The organism is Phycisphaeraceae bacterium (assembly GCA_020851465.1).
Taxonomy (GTDB): Bacteria; Planctomycetota; Phycisphaerae; order Phycisphaerales; family Phycisphaeraceae; genus JADZCR01.
The window spans coordinates 252,453-270,484 of sequence record JADZCR010000017.1; the positions used below are offsets into that span (position 1 = coordinate 252,453).

Here is an 18,032-nt window from a genome sequence, read left to right on the forward strand (position 1 = left end):
AGCTATCGGGAAACATTATCTGCAGGTTGAGGTTTTATCCTCGATTGCGGTTACGTCGTCGACTGTTTGGGATTGTTTTAACATCTTTGGGGTCGATAAATCCGCCCCCGTCTTCCAGCATGTAAATCAGGTGAAAAGCATATTGCGCGAAGTTTCGCTTCGCGCCGCCATACATCTCGTACTGCTGATTTTTTGCGGAAAAGCTCTTAAGCTCGGCACTAAGCTCGTTCAGAGTGGACTGGTCGTAGAGATTCAAAGCCCCGTCGAAGGTGGCCAGGTAGAAATAGGCGAGCAGGTCGAACGCTACCGGATTGTTTTCATTGACCTTGGTACGAATCTCACCCATCACCGCCTTGGCGGTCGCCGGGTCACCGGTGAGGATCAGCGAGTAAAGCAGCTCGCCTCGGTATTGGCGAATGAGGTAGTTGAGCTGACGGGCGCGGCTGTTAAAAGCGATCGCGTTTTTATCAACACGGGTGGTGAATTGCTTGGCGAGTTTTTCCGCCTCAGCGAGGTTTGACTTAACTTTTGCAGCCTCCGCTGGCGACATTAATGCGTAGGACGCCGGCGGTCCAACGACGCGCTCGAAGGGCTTGTAGCCAGTCACTCGATTTCCTGAGCTCGCCAGGCCTGCCCATTTCTGATAAATCTTTTCCGGCTCGTGGTAATACTCGGTCCGCCATTTGATGTTGAGACTGCCGGGAAGTTTTTTGACCAGGGCCATGAGCCGCGGCCCGGTTTCCTGCTTGTCTTTCTGACGAGCGAGCTTCACGACAGCCATCAGATGCCAGCGGATGTAGGTGTCGCGGTAAATGGCTCCTTCGCCGCGGGTGAACGGTTGCTGCATCCGGTCGAGGCACGCGACAGCCATGTCGTCCGTCCATGTCTTGAGCATGGGGTGCGGACGGGTCCAGTAGATTGGAATTTTAGGGTTATCGACTTCTTCGATCGCGTTGGCTTCAGCGATCAAAACCTTAAGAGCTTCGTTGAGCTTGTTTCGTCTTGCCTCACGCTGGGCGACGGTACCCAACCCGCCATCGGCTGAGGGCGGCTCGGTCACGCTGCTGGTCTTTGCGGCATCGGTAGATGCGGCTGGTTTGGTTGTCGCCGTCGCAGGCGTTGCCGATGCTGCTGGGGTGGCGGGAGTTTGACCGCTTGCCGGCAGCCATGATCCAGCTACGAATAAGGTCGCGATCAACAATATGAGAAGCCGTTGCATGTCCACTTCCCTCGATTACGGGCTGTTCGGAGAAACCACTTTCACTCGATGATCTCAAATAGCCATGACTTCCTTCGTCTTGGCTGCCACCTGCTCCTCTACGATACCCTCATACTTCTTTACCAGATCTTGAATGTTGTTTTTCGCCGCTTCCGCTGCATCTTCGCTGATGTGCAGCGTCTTATCTTTTACGGCTGCATCAAGGTGTTTGTTCCCATCCCGCCGGGCGTTGCGGATGGTGACCTTGGCCTGTTCACCCATCTGCTTGATCGATCCGGCCAATTGCTGACGCCGCTCACCCGAAAGTGACGGCAGCGTGAGTCGAACGGCTTTGCCTTCTGAGACGGGGTTAAGCCCCAGGCCGGCACTCTGGATTGCTTTGACAATCAGTTGCACGGTTGATGCGTCAAACGGCTTGATCAAAATCTGCGTCGGCTCAGGCACCGTCACCAGTGCGAGTGAGCGCAGATCCGTCGAGGAGCCGTAATAGTCCACCTTTACAAAATCGACGAGGCCTGTCGATGCACGTCCTGTCCTTACCCCGCGCAGCTCCTGCTTGAGGTAGTCCACAGCCTTTTCCATGGCTTCTTCGGTCGTCAACTGAATTTCATCAAGGTCCATGGATTGCTCGGCTCCAATTCAATTTTCAAAGCGCGTCCTTAAAGCTGGCGAAACTCCAATTTACACTTTGAGCCTCAGAGTACCCGCCTTACCTCATCCTTCCACCCTGGTCCCGCTGGATTCGCCGCGTACTGCCTGAGCGATGTGGCCGGGAGTCTTCATGTCGAATACCACGATCGGGATGCTGCGCTCCATGCACATCGAAAAAGCGGTCAGGTCCATTACCTCCAGCCGGCGGTTGATGACCTCACGGAAGGTCAGCCTGTCGAAGCGTTTCGCATCCTTATGTTTCATGGGATCTTTGTCATAAATCCCGTCCACTTTCGTGGCTTTGAGCAATACATCAGCACCAATCTCTGTTGCCCGTAGTGCAGCCGCTGTGTCCGTTGTGAAAAAGGGGTTTCCCGTACCGGCGACAAAGATCACCACGCGCCCTTTTTCCAAGTGGCGGATCGCCCGTCCGCGGATAAAGGTCTCCGCCACCGCGGACAGGTTGAGAGCACTCAGCACCCGCGCCGGCTGGCCGAGCTTTTCGAGCATCTCTTTCAGTGCCAACCCGTTGAGCACGGTTCCGAGCATGCCCATGTAATCTGCGGTTGCGTGGGCGATGTGACCTTCCTCTGCCAATCGCGCTCCCCGGATGATGTTGCCGCCGCCTACGACGACCGCAAGCTCGGTTCCCTGTCTTGCCGCCGCGATGATTTCACGGGCGATCAGGTCGAGTTCGACGCCGTCTATCCCGAACTCACCCGGCTTACAGAACGCCTCACCACTGATCTTCAGTAGTGCTCGACGATAGCGAGGCACCGGAACTGAGGATTTTTTCGAGCGTCCGGGCTTCTTGGCGGTGGCGGCAGTAGGCATAAGGGTTTCAGCAGGAAATTCAGCTTATTGAACGACATACGCGCGGGGTAGTCAAGTTTCCTTAGCTGCTGTCAGCAGGCTGGATCCTCTTCGCTGGATCAGCGATCCAAACTGGATAAAGCAGGTGGCTGCGATCCCGTGAATTCCAAAGTCACAGCCGTTCAACGGGGGCTATTAGTCGCCTGTGATGATGCGGCTCCACGACGGACTGGTTCGTCATAAAATACTGCGATGACCGCTCATGCCCAGAAATTTTCCGACATCGATATGGAGGCAGTGATAGCTGGCACCGCGAGGTTGTCACGCCAGCAGGCGGTGACCCTATTCCATGAGGCATCCTTGCACGACCTTGGCCGGTGGGCGACCGCTGTTGCCGATCGGGTGATGGCGAACGCCTACCCGCAGACGCCGCGCATTCGTACCTATGTCATTGATCGAAATATCAATTACACCAATATCTGCTCAGCCAACTGTACCTTTTGCGCCTTCAAGCGTGACGAGGGCGATAAGGACGCCTATACGCTCAATATTGCGCAGTTACATGACAAAATCCGCGAGCTGGTCGCCATCGGCGGAACGCAGATTCTTCTTCAAGGCGGCATGCATCCGCACTTGCCGATTGAGTTTTACGAAGACATGCTCAGCTCAATCCGCACAGCGTTTCCGACAGTGCATATTCACGGATTCAGTCCGCCGGAATTTGTCGAGTTCGTAGCGGTTTTTGATATCAAGGGCTTTCCCACGACCGCACCGGGTAAGAGTCACGAGATACCTCGCGAGGTTTGGCTGGCGAAGCTGGAGACGATCCTGCGTCGGCTCATGGCTGCGGGGCTGGCATCCATCCCTGGCGGCGGCGGTGAAATCTTTGCCGAGCATGTCCGCCGACGCATCGGTCTGGGTAAAGCCACAGCCGATCAGTGGATCGATGTCATGTCGATGGGCCACCGTCTGGGTATGTTCACCAGTGGGACGATGATGTTTGGTCACATCGAGGGAATTGCTGATCGCATTGACCATATGGCCCGCCTGCGCGACGCTCAGGATCTGGCTATCAAAAACAACTGGCCGGGACGTTACGTGTCATTTATCGCCTGGCCGTTCCAGCGCGAAAACACTCCGATGGGCCGGCTCAAGGAATGGAACGCGCAAACGGACGGCGAGTTCCCCGGAGATGTTCTGGCCGATCGAGGAAAGGATGCACCGGGGGCTAGCCTGGCGGGTAAGCGGCTGCGTTTATCGGGTGTGAGCGATTACCTCCGCACGCAGGCAATCGCCCGGCTTTTCATGGACAACATCCAGTCAATCGGCTCATCATGGGTCACCATGGGGCCGAAGATCGGTCAGTTAGCTCTCTATTTCGGAGCTACTGATCTGGGCAGCGTGATGATGGAGGAAAACGTCGTCAGCGCAGCGGGTACCACGTATTGCCTTAATGAGGCGTTGCTTTGCCGACTCATTCGGGATTCAGGGTACTTACCCGCGCAGCGAGATAATCGCTATCGCATTCTGAAGCTCAACGACTCTTCCGACTCTCCCGACCTGCGCGTGAAAGATTGGAGCACGCAACGTGTAGCCAAACTTCATCAGGAAAAGCACGAGTCACCCAGCTTGACGGAGGTCGAGCTGACCGTGAAGGTTGAGCGGTGACCTTGAAGATTAAACGGAAGAAAGATTTACGCTCGGTATTCCTGCAAAAGGCTGCCCTCCTCTTTTGATCTGCTGATTTTTTTGCAGTTCCGCGTGCTTCCCCATTTCCCTCTAGCCCCGCTATGATGCTCGCGCAACGAACTTCCGCACCTGATGTGAGGCGACTTCGATGAACGAATTTCCCGGCCTGTTCCGTACTCCCGCAAACCATCCCCTGGCTGCACTTCAGAGCAGCATGGCGTCGTCCGCGCCGTACCAGCGCTATCGCGAGATGACGATTGACGAGATGTTGCTCGAAAATCGCGTCATCTTTCTCGTCGGTGAGATCAACTACAGCACAGCGACCGGCGTCATCATGCGTCTGCTCCACCTGCAAAATCAGAAGCAGGGTGTCGATATCAACCTCTACATCAACTCCCCCGGCGGCAGCGTCGATGACACGCTGGCTATCTATGACACGATGAAGTTCCTCAACTGCGATGTCGCCACCTACTGCATCGGTAAGGCGATGTCCGGCGGAGCGATCGTGCTGGCCAGCGGCACCAAAGGCAAGCGGTTTATCCTCCCGCACGCCCGCGTGATGATCCATCAACCCTTCGGCGGAGTGTACGGCCAGACCAGCGATGTGCAGATTCAGGCGGAAGAAATCCTCAAGAGCAAAAAGCAACTCAACGAGTTGCTCTCCAAGCACACCGGTCGGCCGGTCGAACAAATCGAAGCGGACTCCGAACGCGATCGCCATTTCAGTGCCGAGGAAGCCAAAGCCTATGGATTGGTGGATGAGGTGCTTGATCGCGGCGGTGAAGCAGGTAAAGCCTCCGCTGCCGCTGGGGTTAATTCCTGATCGCAGGTTCCCTCACAAGCTTGCAATGTTCAATCGGCCATTCACCAGCCAGTGAGTGTCAGTCTTGCACGTTTCAACGGTATGCGAGGCGATCTGACCGGGTGGGTGCTCGCTATGATGCGATTGAAAATTGGTTCACGAACCAAGAATAAAAATTTTCATTGGAGTCGATAACCGTGCCAAGTTCCCCCGATGTCAAATCGTTTGCTGCTCAAGGCGCTGGTCTGGCTGGTTATGTCGAAAAAACATTTCACCCTGAGGACGAAATTCTTGCGGATATTCGGAAAAGAGCCGCTACAGCGGGTTTGCCTGCGATTCACGTGTCCCCTTTTGACGGCCGTCTGCTGGAAGTGATCGCCCGCGCAGCACGAGCAAAAAAGATCGTCGAGATCGGCACACTGGCAGGTCTTTCAGGTGTCTGTCTTGCGCGTGCGCTGCCGGAGGGAGGCGTACTGCACACGTTTGAGTTTGAGAAGAAGCACGCGGAGGTCGCTCGTGAGTCTTTCCGAAAGGGCAATCTCGAAAATCGAGTCAAAATCCACATAGGCCCGGCGATGCAAAATCTTTCTGCCATTGAAGCCGAGGGGCCGTTCGATCTGGTTTTTATCGACGCTGACAAAGAGAACTACCCGAACTATCTAGCCTGGGCAGCCAGGCATCTTCGTCCAGCAGGCGTTGTGTTGTGTGATAACGCATTTGCGTGGGGTCTTGTCGCCGTCGCTGACGATGCTGCGGAGTTAAAGCAGGGGCACCACGCCGCAGCGAGAAAGGCAATCCTCGCAACCAATGCCGCGATTGCCGACCAGAAGGGTCCATGGCGCGGCATGATGCTACCTACCGGTGAAGGGTTGGTGATGGGGGTCAGGAAGTAGCAGTCGCGGATTTCCCAATCACTGTCCGATGCCGTCAATCGACGGCATGCCGGCGGTGAGGTCATCGCTCCCTCAGCACACAGCGAGGCACTTCTCCACGACAGAGTTACTTGAGTTTCTGAGCGTAGTATTTTTTCGCAATCATTTTTTTCTTCAAACAAATCTTCTGGCCCGCTTTAATCCGGCTCACACGCAGGTCGAATAAATGTCGGACCCATTCCTCGTGCGCGTCTCCGGCGTAACGCTGACCGAAGTGTTTTTCAATCTTTTTTCGTAAAGCGGCGATGTCGCGCAGAGTCTGATTCTGCTCATCAATGCGGCGTTGCCACTCATCCTCCGTTGGCTTTGTATTGGCATTGAAGTAATCGACTTCCTCGAGGTTGTAATCAGCTCGACGGGCCAGCTCCAGTGCGCGTGCCATCAGTGCCGTCGAGTCCCATTCGTATCGGTGCTCACGGATTTTGGGTGAAAGCTTTTCCATCTCGGCGGCAATTTTTCCTTCCAGCCGCCAGTTATCACGCGATCGACCAAGTGTACGGAAGATGCGATCCGTTTCTTTCTGAGGAATGCCGGGGAAAAAAGTGCGTGGGGTCGCGCCCATTGACTCCGACATCTTGTTGATTTGCCACCATTGGAGATCGATGGAATAGTTTGGTGGGCACCAGCTTGTCCCCCGTGCCCAGGAGGTTCCGATCTGACCGAGTTGGCCGGTTCGTTTGATAGCCTTGCTCCACGTGACGAGGTTGGTCAACAGAGCGTTGTAGTCCGGCAGGAATTGATGGTGCGCGCTGATTCTCAGGCCGCTCGCACCTACACATTTCATACCCAGTTTTGTCCAAAGGTCGATTTGCGGAAGCGGCATGAACTCGCGGCCGCGCTTATCCCGCTGGTAGGGGGCAAGTGATCGGCGCACTTCGGGTGTGTGGTCTTCGAGAAACTTTGTGCCGCCACCGATCGCAGGGGCCAGGGGATTTTCCGGTTCCTCGAGCCATGTCTTGCTCACCCGGAATCCACCTACGAGTCGCACACTCGATGTGGTTTCGCGGGGCAAGGCTGAGTATTCCCATGGCGTAAAAATCACACGTCCCTTGAGATCTGCGAATGCGTCAGGCCGAAAGTGATCCTCCAGCATGTCCGTCCAGATCATGGGAATCTTGCCCATTGGCTCAACGACAGCCAGCAGATTGCGCAGGTGATCGAGGAATACATCGAGCACATCGCGCTTTTGCCTTCGTGCGGTATCGTGCAGCGCGTGCGCCTCATCCATTCCCAGATGGATGTATCGACTGTCCGGGTGGGCAGCCGCAACTTGACGCAACATCTCAAAAATCAATCCGGTTGATTCGGGGTCATCGACTTTAATTGTGCTGGGGTATTGAGGTTTTTCAGCCAGATGACGGTACTTCTTCCACCCCAGCAGATATTCGAGATGTCCAAGACATTGCTGGAGTGGGATCACCTCGATGCTGTTCTTCTTTGCTTCGGAAAGAAATTTTCTGAGTGTGGCTTGGCTCCAAACTTCGGGTCGCCTGCCGATTCCGATTCCGCGGAAGGGGAATATATCCTCGTACTCGACCAAAACAGCATTGACTTTTTGCGCAGCAAGATCACGCATAAGCTGCGGAAAGTACGAAGGCTTAAACACAACACCTTTGAGGTCGATGTGGACGCCGATCATGGGTGAAGCGGTTGGCATAAGTGATCTCGGTATGTGGTGATGGAGTCATTTCCTGTTCTGCAAGCGGGAACAATAAGGGCAAGCGGGAAATAAAAAAAGCACGGCCCGGGCAGAGGATGCACCGGGCCGCACTCGATCAGGGGCAGGAAAAAATATGAGCGAACGCTTCCGACAAATAATCGGAGTCAGGCTTACCTGGCAGCGAGCTTGCCGTCTTTTTTCGTTTCTTCCTTTTTAGGCTCAGGCTTTTCGGGCACGATCGGCATCGGGCTTTGCGGATCAATTCCGGGCATTGCCGGCTTCATGAGAATCATTGCCGGCGTCGGCATAACACCAGCCACAGTCGGCTCCGTCACCAGGCCGCGGTAAGTCACCACACCAGTGGACATTCTCGCGCGGGCCAGCCGCTGTGCCTTGAGCAGTGAATGGTCATCGTCGATCTTTCCGACTCCCTGATACTGGAGGTCAGACATCGGATCGATGAAGGTCGTGGCGTTCACGATCTTCACTTCCACCAAGAATGGCCGCACCGGCTGCTCACTTAGGCTGCGACTCACCGTAGCTGCCGGCTCGACGACTTGTCGTGAGACGATGTAAACACGGGGGTTGGGGTCGCAAACGCGATATGCCACCGGGCCGGAATCAGCCAGCAGAGGTGTTGCACACAGTGCGATCGCGCCAGCAAAAATTATCTTGACCATAGCGTCTCTCCTTCGCCCTCCGGGCGACGGCAATCTAAAGCGTCAAGGGATTTCCCGAACCCCTGACGCCGTCCCTCCGGACGACTTAAAGCATTGGCAACAGTTGTGCCAGGAGGCCCCTGATCTGGCTCTCCGCTCGAAACCCTTAAAAATCAGGGGTTTGATGAAAGCCAGCCACCTCAATCGCTGGTCCGGAGAATCGGCATGTTGTCAAAAGACAACACATGGTGATGCCATGCAGCGGCAATTGATGTTCGAAATGACATCAGCTCAACAGATGCTTTGGCTCTGCCGGATAGAGGTACGGAGGCGACCGGTCAGCACTACCAATGCTGCGTGTAAGGTGGATAGGGACAAAGTAATGGATGAGGGAAGGACTCAGAGCACGAAGATAACGCGTCATTTATTTTTTTGGGCGGGACTGTCGTTCAGATCGCTCCATACTTGAGCCGTCATCATCCACATCATGGACTCGGCAACCACACCACTGGCAGGGATGATCCGTACGTCGTAGCCTGGCACGGTTACTTCCGCATCGCCCTCACGCCAGCATTGCGGCACGATCATCTCGTTGCGGTCCAGGTCGCTCTGAGTAAAGCGGTAATCGTTGACAACCCAGATCACCCCCTGACCAGCCATGCGGAGTGTGTCAGGGTTTCCCCAAAGCAGGACGCCGTTCATTTTCTCCATGGGAGTGAATGCGTAACCAATACCGATTACAAGATCAGCCAGCCCCGGCTCAGCACTGAGTTTGGTACCCGTTGCGGTGATGGCTGTGAATATGTTTGGATCGTGGGCCAGAACTCCCGGCAAGTGGGCAGGGGGGTAGTGCCCCTGAGCAAACAGATAAACCTTGCCGCCGTCTTTGAGCGTTCCACTGGCGCGATCACATGCAGCGACGACTGCTTTCCACGCCGCTGTGCCGATCTCTTGCTCGATTGCCTTGAGTGATTTCAGATACGCATGGCCGAGTTTTCCCGCTTCCTGGGGTGCAACCGTGATATCGTCGTGAAACCGCTTGCCCTCATATTTCTTGTATCGCTCCAGTTTCACATCGGTCACGATGCTCTGGTACATCGCAGGTGTCTTACCCGCACGGGTGCAAGCAGCGAAAAGCTCGGACATCCACGTCCAGGCGACAATCGCATTGGCGGTAGTGAAAGTCGGGACGACATCACGGCCGTTTTTAGATTTGAACAAGCCGTCTTCAGCCGGGGCGTAATTATCGAGAAGTACCGCACATGCTTTCTGAGCGCGATTGAGAAGACCAAGCGATTTGAGCTGTGCGAAAGAGGCAATGCCGATCACCGTTGAGTTTTGCGACGTGAGTTTTTCAGCGTCAGCAAGTTCGGTTTCGAGGAGTTTTTTCGCATCAGGCTCCGCCGCAGTTGTGACGCCAAAGGCGTAGAGAATCACGTCGCCAGGCTTGCCTGCTTCCGCACGATAGCAGACGAATCCGCCGCTGCGTGCCCCCAGTTCTTCATTCAGGCTCGCGCCGCCACGCACGCCGAGACTCTTACCATCAATGAACGGCTTAGCAGCCAGTTCAGCAGCGTGCGTGATCGACGCCATCGCATTGTGATCGACTTTATCGATCGTGGCGATTACGAAGTCGTGATATGCCCGTGCCGCAGGTGCTTCATCGCCAGCATGGGCCGATGAGAGCAAAACGAGAATGAAAAAAGTAACCAGCGCGGTGCGCAGCAAAGATGATTTCATTCGTGAAGTTTAACGAATGAGATGCAACAACCGAGTCGGATGAATTCAGACCACTGCTTAAGGAACGTAACGAGGAGTGACTTCAATCCCCGGCCCGGCTCAGGTATTCGCCTGATTCGGTGGAGATACGAACGGTCTCTCCCTGTGAAATAAATCCCGGCACGCGAATCTTCAAGCCGGTTTCACAGACAGCTTCCTTGAGCTGGTTGGTGGCGGTTGCTCCCTTGATGCCCGGCGGGGTCTCGGTCAGCTTGAGTTCGACTACCTTGGGCAGTTCGATGCTGACAACTTTGCCCTCAGCCACCAGGCCGGTCACCGACGTGTTGGGTTTGAGGTAGAGCAGCGAATCGCCCAGAACATCGGGATCGAGCGCAGTTTGCTCGAAGTCCGTGGTATCCATGAAAACGGCGCCGGTATTGTCGGAATAAAGATATTCAAGCTCGCGACGGTCGAGGTTGACCGCTTCGACTTCTTCACCTGAACCGAGACGCTTTTCCAGCGAGACGCCGGTTTTGACGTTCTTGATTTTGACCTGCATGAACGCACGAAGGTTACCGGGTGTGCGGTGCTCAGCCTTGGTGACGACGAAAAGGTTTCCATCCATGCGGATGGCGATGCCGGGACGCAGATCTTGCGACTTCACGAGCGAATCTCCGTGCGGGATTGAGGTAGTTGCAGACCAGCCATTATGACAATATTGCACGATTCTTCAACTCGGTTGTGGCGTTACAGCCACTGCATGATTTCCATTCCATCGCTCAGCTGCACGGTCGTCCACGCGAAGAATTACGTTTTTAATCATCTCGTTTAATCTCGCCATCAAGGTTAGAATGCTCAGGGAGCTTACCCCGTCTCGCGCATCATGGAGCTAGGCCAGGGATGGCGTTGTCACCCAGTCAATTCGTTCACCTGCATGTTCACAGTCAGTACTCGCTGCTCGACGGCGCGTGCCGTATCGGCGATATGGTGAAACGTGCGAAGGAACTCGATCAACCGGCACTGGCGATCACGGATCACGGTTGCCTTTTCGGGGTCATCGATTTTTACAACAAGGCCGTCGAAGCTGGCATCAAACCGATCGTCGGCATCGAAGCCTACATGGCTCCCGGAGCACGAAGCGACCGGCAAACTACAGGTGCCAAGGATGGCGGCTATCACCTTCTGCTACTGGCGCAAAATCGCATCGGCTACGGCAACCTTCTCAAGCTTTCATCCATCGCCTACACCGAGGGCTTTTATTACAAGCCGCGCATTGATAAGGAAGTGCTCAAAAAATACTCCGAAGGGCTGATCGCCACCAGTGCGTGCCTTGGCGGGGAAATCCCCGGAGCACTGATGCAGGATAACCGCAAAAAAGCCAGAGAAATCGCGGAGATTTATCTCTCCATCTTCGGTCCTGATCGCTTCTTCATCGAAATCCAGAAACACATTCCTGAGCAGGATCAGGTCAATCCCGAATTGACCGATCTGGCGTCACGTCTCGGTATTGGCTGCGTCGCGACCAACGATGTCCACTTTCTTCTGGCTGACGATCACGCCCCCCATGACTGTCTCTGCTGCATCTCGACCGGCAAGCTCATCAGCGATGAGTCGAGGATGAAATATCCGACACAGCTCTACATGAAGAGCAGCGCGGAGATGTACGCAGCACAGGATCATCTCGAATGGACCAAGGCATGTGAAAACAGCGTGCGCATCGCCCAGATGTGCGAATTGGAGCTTAACTTCAAGCAAAGTTTTGCGCCGGTTGTGAAAATCGAAAAGAAGTCAGAGGACACACAATCAAAAGCAGAGCTTCCGCCCGTCGGGTCAACACAATGGTACAACCAGTTCTGCGCGGGCTTCCGTCTTCAACCGTATGACGAGATCAAAGACAAGGCGATCACCTCAGCAGACCTGAAAAAGCATTGCGATGCTGCGTTGCGTGAGCTTGCGGAGGCCGGATTGGTGTGGCGTTATGGGGCGGAACAAGTCACCGCTGAGCAGCGAGCCCGACTGGAACGCGAGCTTAAGGTTCTCGCAGATAAAAACATTTCCGCTTATTTCCTCATCGTCTGGGACTTCGTCAGCGAGGCACGCCGTCGCGGCATCCCCGCCAATGCTCGTGGTTCGGGTGTTGGCACGATGGTCGGTTACTGTCTTGGATTGTCGAATGCCTGTCCCGTCAAATACGGCCTGCTCTTTGAGCGATTCACCGACCCGGATCGTTCCGAGTACCCCGATATCGATATCGATATCTGTCAGGATGGCCGACAGGACATCATCGACTATGTACGGCAGAAATACGGCCACGTAGCTCAGATCATCACCTTTGGAACGCTTAAAGCCCGTGCGGCAATCCGCGATGTCGGGCGTGTCCTTAACGTGCCGCTGAGTGAAGTGGACAAACTCTGCAAGCTGGTCGGCGATGGCCTGGATACGACCATTCAGAAGGTACTTGAAAAGGATCCCGATTTTCAGAGGCTGCACAACGACAACCCGCTTCATCGCAAACTGATCGATACCGCCAAGCGTCTTGAGGGTTTGGCTCGCCACGCTGGGGTACATGCCGCGGGTGTGGTGATCGCTACGCAGCCGCTCGACAACATCATTCCGCTGTACCGTCCGCCCAATACCGATCAGCTTGTGACGCAGTGGGATGGACCGACAGTAGAGAAGGTCGGTCTGTTGAAGATGGACTTTCTTGGCCTGCGCACCCTTTCGATCATTGAAAAAGCTAAGTCACTGATTCGTGCTTCTCTGTCCGCAGAGGCCATTCGTAAAACCATCGACGAAACACGTAATGCTCAAGGGTTGCAACCACTGGATGCAGATGTCGATCCGCTCGACCTTGATCGGCTCACCTATGACGATCAAAACGTGCTTGATCTTTTTCGCCGTGGAGAGACCGCGGGGGTGTTTCAGTTTGAGTCGGGAGGAATGCGCAATCTGCTGCTGGGGATGAAGCCCGACCGTCTCGAAGATCTCATTGCAGCCAATGCGCTGTTCCGTCCGGGGCCGATGGACCTGATCCCGGTCTATTGCGAACGTAAAAATGGCCGTCAGCCTGTACCTCGCGCACATCCGATCATTGAGCAGTACACCTCGGAAACTTACGGCGTGATGGTCTATCAAGAACAGGTCATGCAGATCGTTCATAGTCTGGGCGGTATTCCATTGCGTGCTGCATACACGTTGATCAAGCACATCTCGAAGAAAAAGGAAAAGGAGATTGATACGGTCAGACCAAAGTTTGTCGAAGGCGCGATGAAACAGGGTCTGACCGAAAAAACGGCACAGGAACTTTTCGTGCTGATTCTCAATTTCGCCGGTTACGGTTTCAATAAGTCGCACTCGACCGGTTATGCGATTGTCGCCTATCAGACGGCGTATCTGAAAACGTATTTCCCTGTTCAATACATGGCCGCGGTGCTCACTTATGAGTCCGTGGATACGACCAAGGTCATGCAGTACATGGATGAATGCCGTCGTGTGCGTTTCCCCGACGGGCATCGTGGGATCAGTGTCAAACCTCCGGATATCAATCTGTCGGAGATTGGATTCACCGTTGTATTTGATGAAGGGGAACCGCGTGATGGGAACCACGGTCACATCCGCTTCGGCCTGAGTGCGGTCAAAGGCGTGGGCGAAAAAGCGATTCGTGCGATGATTGCAGCTCGTGAATCAAAACCTGCGGAGAGTGATCCAAAAGAAAAAGTTACATCCCTGCCTTTCAAGGGCATCTACGACTTTTGTGAACGAGTCCCGCCGGGAGCGGTTAACAAGGCAACACTGGAAGCACTGGTCAAATGCGGTGCATTCGACAGTATTCATGGCAGGGATAATCGCGCAGGTATGGTTGCTGCGATCGACGCGGCGATGCAAGCCGGCTCTCGGATCGCAGCCGACCGTGACGCAGGGCAGATGAGCTTTTTCGACGCATTCGCTGATAAGAAGCATCCTGCGGCATCATCCGCCGCAACTGCAACGGTTTCGCTTCCGAAGATTGCTGCATGGTCGAACAATGAGTTGCTCGCTTACGAAAAGAGCGCTCTGGGTTTCTACATTTCGAGCCACCCGCTTGATATGTATGACGATACGATCCAGCGTTTTTCCAGTGCCGCGGTTGCAGACGTCAAGCGTCTGAGTGCAAACGTACCGGTGATCCTTGGCGGCATGTTGACGCGCGTGCGAGTCACGATAACGAAAAAAGGCAAAAGTACCGGTCAGAAAATGGCGGTGATCACCATCGAAGACAAGTCGGGTGCGATGGAATGTGTGATTTTCTCTGAAGCCTATGCGATCGCTTCGCCATGGATCGAATCCGACAGGATGGTTTTTCTCAAAGGCAGGGTGGATCGCCGACGTGAGGAGCCTGGCATGCTGGTGGACCAAGTGTTGCCGATCGAACAGGCCGCGAATCTTGCTCAAGGTGTGAGCATCGTGCTGCAAGGCGGCTCGGCAGTCGAGGGTAAGCCCGCCTTCCCCTATAACGGTGAATTATCCAACCTCAAGACGCTCCTCCAGCAGGCGAGCCTGCAACGCGGAGGAACGATGGTGCCTGTGTATCTGGACGTTCATCAGAACGGCACGGTTGCGCGGCTTCGTCTCAACAATCTTCGTATCGGCGTCACCGCTGACCTACCGCAGCGCATCAGTGCCGTACTGCATACCCCGGGTTGTTGTGAGTTCATCGGCCCCGCGAAAATCATTAAGGGAGCCGCGTCAGCCGTGCTGCATGACGACAGTGCTCCCGTCAATCGCCTGATCAAGGCTCCCGCTGCGGAAGAAGAGTTCTGCGCGAGTATTGACCGTTACTGAGCGGCGGCTGCGGCCAGATTTTCTAAAGCAAAATTATTTCTCGTCCCGCACTTCGACGATTGTTTTGCGGTCCGGGCCGTAAACGTAAATTTTTCCGGGGACCTCGTTGCGACAGGCTTTATGTGATCCATCGCAATAGGGCAGGTTCTGTGAGAGGCCGCACTGACAAATCCAGACGCTTTTTTCCTGCGGTTTGATTTCGAATGGACCCGTTGCGGTATGCAGTACAAGTCGTGGCATGGTGATCTCCTTGCATCAATCTTAGGTCAACTCGGAAGCATAGCCCGCCAACGTATCCTCAAACGACGAGAATTTTATTTTGAAGTGTTCCTGCGCCTTTTCGATCCCGCATATGGAATCTTCCTGGCTCATGATGACTTGATCTCGATTGAAAGGTACACCCGGCAATCCCGCAATAAGGCTGGCGTACCATGCGGGGACCGCGATGATCCGCTTGTTGCGGGATGACGGCAAATGGTTTCGCACGATTGTGTAAAGCTGCGGCCAGGTGAGCACATCCGGGCCGCCCAGAGGATAGGTCTCGCCGCCCGCTAGTGGATTATCCACTGCGTCGGAAAAGCAGGCCGCTACGTCCTCGACATAGATCGGTTGCAGCCGCCCCGCGCCATTTTTGCCAAAGACTCCGGCACCGAAGTAAGGGACGAATGGTGGAAATCGTTTCGTCCAAAAATCCTTCACCATCCTCATAAATTCGCCATCTGGCCCATGAATGATTGATGGTCGAAAGATCGTCCAGCAAAGGCCGCTGTTGCGCACGGCTTCTTCCGCTTGCCATTTTGTGCAGTGATAAGTGCTCACCGCAGCCGGTCGACTGCCCAGTGCCGACATCTGAATCCACCGCGTGATACCTGCGCGTTTCGTCGCCGCGAGCAGTCGTTGTGTAGCCTCGACATGAATGCGCTGAAAAGTCTGTCCCGCAGAGGGCTTCTCCATGATGATGCCGACCAAGTGAACAACCGCATCGCAACCGTGCAGGAGTTCTTCCATCGCATGATCGTCAAAAAGATCACCGGCCACCGGTTTGAGGTTGGTGTCCTTTGTGGTGAATTTTTGCGGATCGCGCACCAAGGCATGAATTCGGTAACCACGAGAGAGCAGCCGCGAAACAACATGGCGGCCGACAAATCCAGTGGCACCCGTCAATGCGATCTGTTTCGCTTCAGCCATGATTTTTCTTTGCGAACACCCGAAGGAGAAAAAGAAAGCATTCCAGCAGGAACAACAATCAGCGGCACAGCCCCGATAGCCGTCATAAACGGCCGCATTGACTCAGTATGTCCGCCCAAACGTACAAGGATTTCGTGTATCTTCGGAGAGGTAAGCACGGTTGGTTATAGTACGATCCCCCGCCGGAGTATTCCATTTTGCGTAAGAGTCGTCGTCCGTTAGTGATCGCGTCACGTCGGAGTATGCTGGCGCGAGCCCAGGCCGAGTCCATCGGTCAGGTGTTGAAGCGTCTCCATCCCGCCGTCGAGATTTCCTATCTCTGGATTGAATCGGAAGGTGATCGCCTCGCCGATGCCGCATTGGCGGAGTCCGGAGGCAAAGGTCTTTTCGCCAGTGCACTTGAGAAAGAGGTGCTTACCGGCCGTGCTGATCTGGCGGTCCATAGCCTCAAGGATTTGCCCGCCCAGTCGCCCCGTGGCGGAAAAACCTCCGGCCTTGCGATAGCCGCCATCCCACCCCGCGCCGATGTGCGGGATTGCCTTATCTCTCACGGCGGTGCTGCGCGGATTGAAGACCTTCCTCCCAATGCGGTACTCGGAACCGCCAGTCCGCGACGTGCTGCTCAGGCTCAGCGCGTTCGCCCCGATCTTCAGGTCAAACTCATTCGTGGCAATGTGGACACGCGAATCAAGAAAGTGCTCGACGAACGCGAATACGACGCTACGCTGTTGGCCGTTGCCGGCTTGCAGCGTTGCGGGCTTGCGGAGCACGCGAAACATCCTTTATCTGTTGAATTGATGCTTCCCGCTGCCTGTCAGGGAGCCTTGGCACTTCAATGCCGTGCGGACGACCATGTAACGCTCCTGCGCTGCCTGCCGCTTAACCATGCCGAGACCGCGACAGCCGTTCACGTTGAACGTGGAGTCGTTGCGGCTTTGCATGGTGACTGTCACTCTCCGATCGCGGCTCTGGCGACGGCAACCTCCACCGGTGTGCGTGTCAAGGTTCGTGTCCTCAGCCCGGACGGCAAACAGATGCTCGAATCAACTGACGAGTCCCCGCTCAAAGCTATGGGCAAAATGATCAAGCGAGTGACTCAGGATCTGAAAAATCAGGGGTCGGATTTGATCCTGCGTGGCTTCGCGATACCCCAAGCGAAGTAAAATCGGATCTGGCCAAATCATCATCCGGTCGTGCTATTCGGCATGGCGAAATGACGACGCATCTCTTGTTCGTATCACGAACCAAACATTCCCAGTGTCACGCGGAGAAAACCGGGGACATGGGAAAGGGGATTGCGCCTTTCCGCCTTGTGCGCGGTATAGTGGCACGTTTCCTCCAAACAGGTCCACAGCTATACATGGCGCGTAAACCATTCATCGGCGGCAACTGGAAAATGAACCTCACACGTGAGGAGTCAAACGCGCTGGCACGCGCTGTCGCGTCGCAGGCTCCAGCAGGTGTTGACACTGCGATATTTCCCGCCTTCCCCTATCTTGCGGGCGTCGGTGACACTCTCCGATCCGCCAATCCAAATCAAGTAAAACTAGGAGCGCAGGATTTTTATTTTCAGCCGAATGGAGCGTTCACCGGCGAAGTCAGCATCGCCATGCTCAAGGACCTGGGTGTACAGGTGGTTCTGGTAGGGCACAGTGAGCGACGGCATGTGTTAGGTGAGAGCGATGAGTTGATTAACCGTAAAGTCCGCGCTGCACTCGATGCGGGCCTGGAAGTCATTCTTTGTGTCGGGGAAAAGCTCGAACAGCGCGAAGCAGGACAGACCCATGATGTCAATCGAGGACAGGTGCTTTTGGGTCTGGCTGGGGTGAAACGTGAGCAACTCAGCCGGGTGACAATCGCTTACGAGCCGGTATGGGCG

Annotated in this window: 15 protein-coding genes; 6 read left to right on the forward strand and 9 right to left on the reverse strand. The window is 55.0% G+C overall.

Annotated elements, in window-relative coordinates:
* Positions 1-34: 34 nt before the first annotated feature.
* The 3 genes from IT444_13810 to IT444_13820 all read right to left on the reverse strand — a co-directional run bounded on the left by IT444_13810 (position 35) and on the right by IT444_13820 (position 2,704).
* Positions 35-1,219, reverse strand: coding sequence for a hypothetical protein (locus IT444_13810; protein ID MCC7193843.1), 1,185 nt, complete (start codon positions 1,217-1,219; stop codon positions 35-37).
* Positions 1,220-1,273: 54 nt separating this feature from the next.
* Complete coding sequence (gene frr, locus IT444_13815) at positions 1,274-1,840, reverse strand: ribosome recycling factor (GenBank protein MCC7193844.1); 567 nt, start codon at positions 1,838-1,840, stop codon at positions 1,274-1,276.
* A 93-nt stretch (positions 1,841-1,933) separates the two neighbouring features.
* Positions 1,934-2,704, reverse strand: coding sequence for a UMP kinase (locus IT444_13820; GenBank protein MCC7193845.1), 771 nt, complete (start codon positions 2,702-2,704; stop codon positions 1,934-1,936).
* A 231-nt stretch (positions 2,705-2,935) separates the two neighbouring features.
* Here IT444_13820 and IT444_13825 point away from each other — a divergent pair, with 231 nt between their 5' ends.
* From IT444_13825 to IT444_13835, 3 genes are all read left to right on the forward strand, one after another.
* Positions 2,936-4,351, forward strand: coding sequence for a radical SAM protein (locus IT444_13825; protein ID MCC7193846.1), 1,416 nt, complete (start codon positions 2,936-2,938; stop codon positions 4,349-4,351).
* A 235-nt stretch (positions 4,352-4,586) separates the two neighbouring features.
* Entirely contained in the window at positions 4,587-5,195 is a 609-nt protein-coding gene (locus tag IT444_13830) for an ATP-dependent Clp protease proteolytic subunit (GenBank protein ID MCC7193847.1), read from the forward strand.
* A 176-nt stretch (positions 5,196-5,371) separates the two neighbouring features.
* The gene (locus tag IT444_13835; protein MCC7193848.1) at positions 5,372-6,067 is read left to right on the forward strand and encodes an O-methyltransferase; all 696 of its coding nucleotides are present in this window, start codon (positions 5,372-5,374) and stop codon (positions 6,065-6,067) included.
* Between the two features lie 106 nt (positions 6,068-6,173).
* Here the strand turns inward: IT444_13835 and IT444_13840 are convergent, their stop codons facing one another.
* The 4 genes from IT444_13840 to efp all read right to left on the reverse strand — a co-directional run bounded on the left by IT444_13840 (position 6,174) and on the right by efp (position 10,808).
* Positions 6,174-7,763, reverse strand: coding sequence for a hypothetical protein (locus IT444_13840; protein ID MCC7193849.1), 1,590 nt, complete (start codon positions 7,761-7,763; stop codon positions 6,174-6,176).
* 173 nt (positions 7,764-7,936) lie between these two features.
* Positions 7,937-8,446 carry a hypothetical protein gene (locus tag IT444_13845; protein MCC7193850.1) on the reverse strand — a complete coding sequence of 170 codons (510 nt, stop codon included), beginning with the start codon at positions 8,444-8,446 and terminating at the stop codon, positions 7,937-7,939.
* Positions 8,447-8,845: 399 nt separating this feature from the next.
* Entirely contained in the window at positions 8,846-10,165 is a 1,320-nt protein-coding gene (locus IT444_13850) for a hypothetical protein (GenBank protein ID MCC7193851.1), read from the reverse strand.
* Positions 10,166-10,247: 82 nt separating this feature from the next.
* On the reverse strand, positions 10,248-10,808 hold the full coding sequence (gene efp / locus IT444_13855; protein ID MCC7193852.1) for an elongation factor P: 561 nt from the start codon (positions 10,806-10,808) through the stop codon (positions 10,248-10,250).
* Between the two features lie 236 nt (positions 10,809-11,044).
* Here efp and dnaE point away from each other — a divergent pair, with 236 nt between their 5' ends.
* A complete protein-coding gene (gene dnaE, locus IT444_13860) occupies positions 11,045-14,965 on the forward strand; it encodes a DNA polymerase III subunit alpha (GenBank protein MCC7193853.1) in 3,921 nt (1,306 codons plus the stop codon).
* A gap of 33 nt (positions 14,966-14,998) precedes the next feature.
* On the opposite strand, the gene IT444_13865 is transcribed toward dnaE, so the two are convergent.
* Both IT444_13865 and IT444_13870 read right to left on the reverse strand, forming a co-directional pair.
* Complete coding sequence (locus IT444_13865; protein ID MCC7193854.1) at positions 14,999-15,205, reverse strand: CDGSH iron-sulfur domain-containing protein; 207 nt, start codon at positions 15,203-15,205, stop codon at positions 14,999-15,001.
* A 21-nt stretch (positions 15,206-15,226) separates the two neighbouring features.
* Positions 15,227-16,153 carry a complex I NDUFA9 subunit family protein gene (locus IT444_13870; GenBank protein MCC7193855.1) on the reverse strand — a complete coding sequence of 309 codons (927 nt, stop codon included), beginning with the start codon at positions 16,151-16,153 and terminating at the stop codon, positions 15,227-15,229.
* A 242-nt stretch (positions 16,154-16,395) separates the two neighbouring features.
* Here IT444_13870 and hemC point away from each other — a divergent pair, with 242 nt between their 5' ends.
* Both hemC and IT444_13880 read left to right on the forward strand, forming a co-directional pair.
* Entirely contained in the window at positions 16,396-17,316 is a 921-nt protein-coding gene (gene hemC, locus IT444_13875; GenBank protein ID MCC7193856.1) for a hydroxymethylbilane synthase, read from the forward strand.
* A 197-nt stretch (positions 17,317-17,513) separates the two neighbouring features.
* Positions 17,514-18,032, forward strand: a 519-nt coding sequence (locus IT444_13880; protein ID MCC7193857.1) for a triosephosphate isomerase, incomplete at its 3' end; no start/stop codon positions are given.

Bases quoted from the DNA above. Each gene is read 5' to 3' on its own strand.
- IT444_13810 (MCC7193843.1), bottom strand. From the start codon at position 1,219: ATGCAACGGCTTCTCATATTGTTGATCGCGACCTTATTCGTAGCTGGA.
- frr (MCC7193844.1), bottom strand. From the start codon at position 1,840: ATGGACCTTGATGAAATTCAGTTGACGACCGAAGAAGCCATGGAAAAG.
- IT444_13840 (MCC7193849.1), bottom strand. From the start codon at position 7,763: ATGCCAACCGCTTCACCCATGATCGGCGTCCACATCGACCTCAAAGGT.
- hemC (MCC7193856.1), top strand. From the start codon at position 16,396: ATGCTGGCGCGAGCCCAGGCCGAGTCCATCGGTCAGGTGTTGAAGCGT.
- IT444_13820 (MCC7193845.1), bottom strand. From the start codon at position 2,704: ATGCCTACTGCCGCCACCGCCAAGAAGCCCGGACGCTCGAAAAAATCC.
- IT444_13830 (MCC7193847.1), top strand. From the start codon at position 4,587: ATGGCGTCGTCCGCGCCGTACCAGCGCTATCGCGAGATGACGATTGAC.
- dnaE (MCC7193853.1), top strand. From the start codon at position 11,045: ATGGCGTTGTCACCCAGTCAATTCGTTCACCTGCATGTTCACAGTCAG.
- IT444_13870 (MCC7193855.1), bottom strand. From the start codon at position 16,153: ATGGCTGAAGCGAAACAGATCGCATTGACGGGTGCCACTGGATTTGTC.
- IT444_13850 (MCC7193851.1), bottom strand. From the start codon at position 10,165: ATGAAATCATCTTTGCTGCGCACCGCGCTGGTTACTTTTTTCATTCTC.
- IT444_13865 (MCC7193854.1), bottom strand. From the start codon at position 15,205: ATGCCACGACTTGTACTGCATACCGCAACGGGTCCATTCGAAATCAAA.
- IT444_13825 (MCC7193846.1), top strand. From the start codon at position 2,936: ATGACCGCTCATGCCCAGAAATTTTCCGACATCGATATGGAGGCAGTG.
- IT444_13845 (MCC7193850.1), bottom strand. From the start codon at position 8,446: ATGGTCAAGATAATTTTTGCTGGCGCGATCGCACTGTGTGCAACACCT.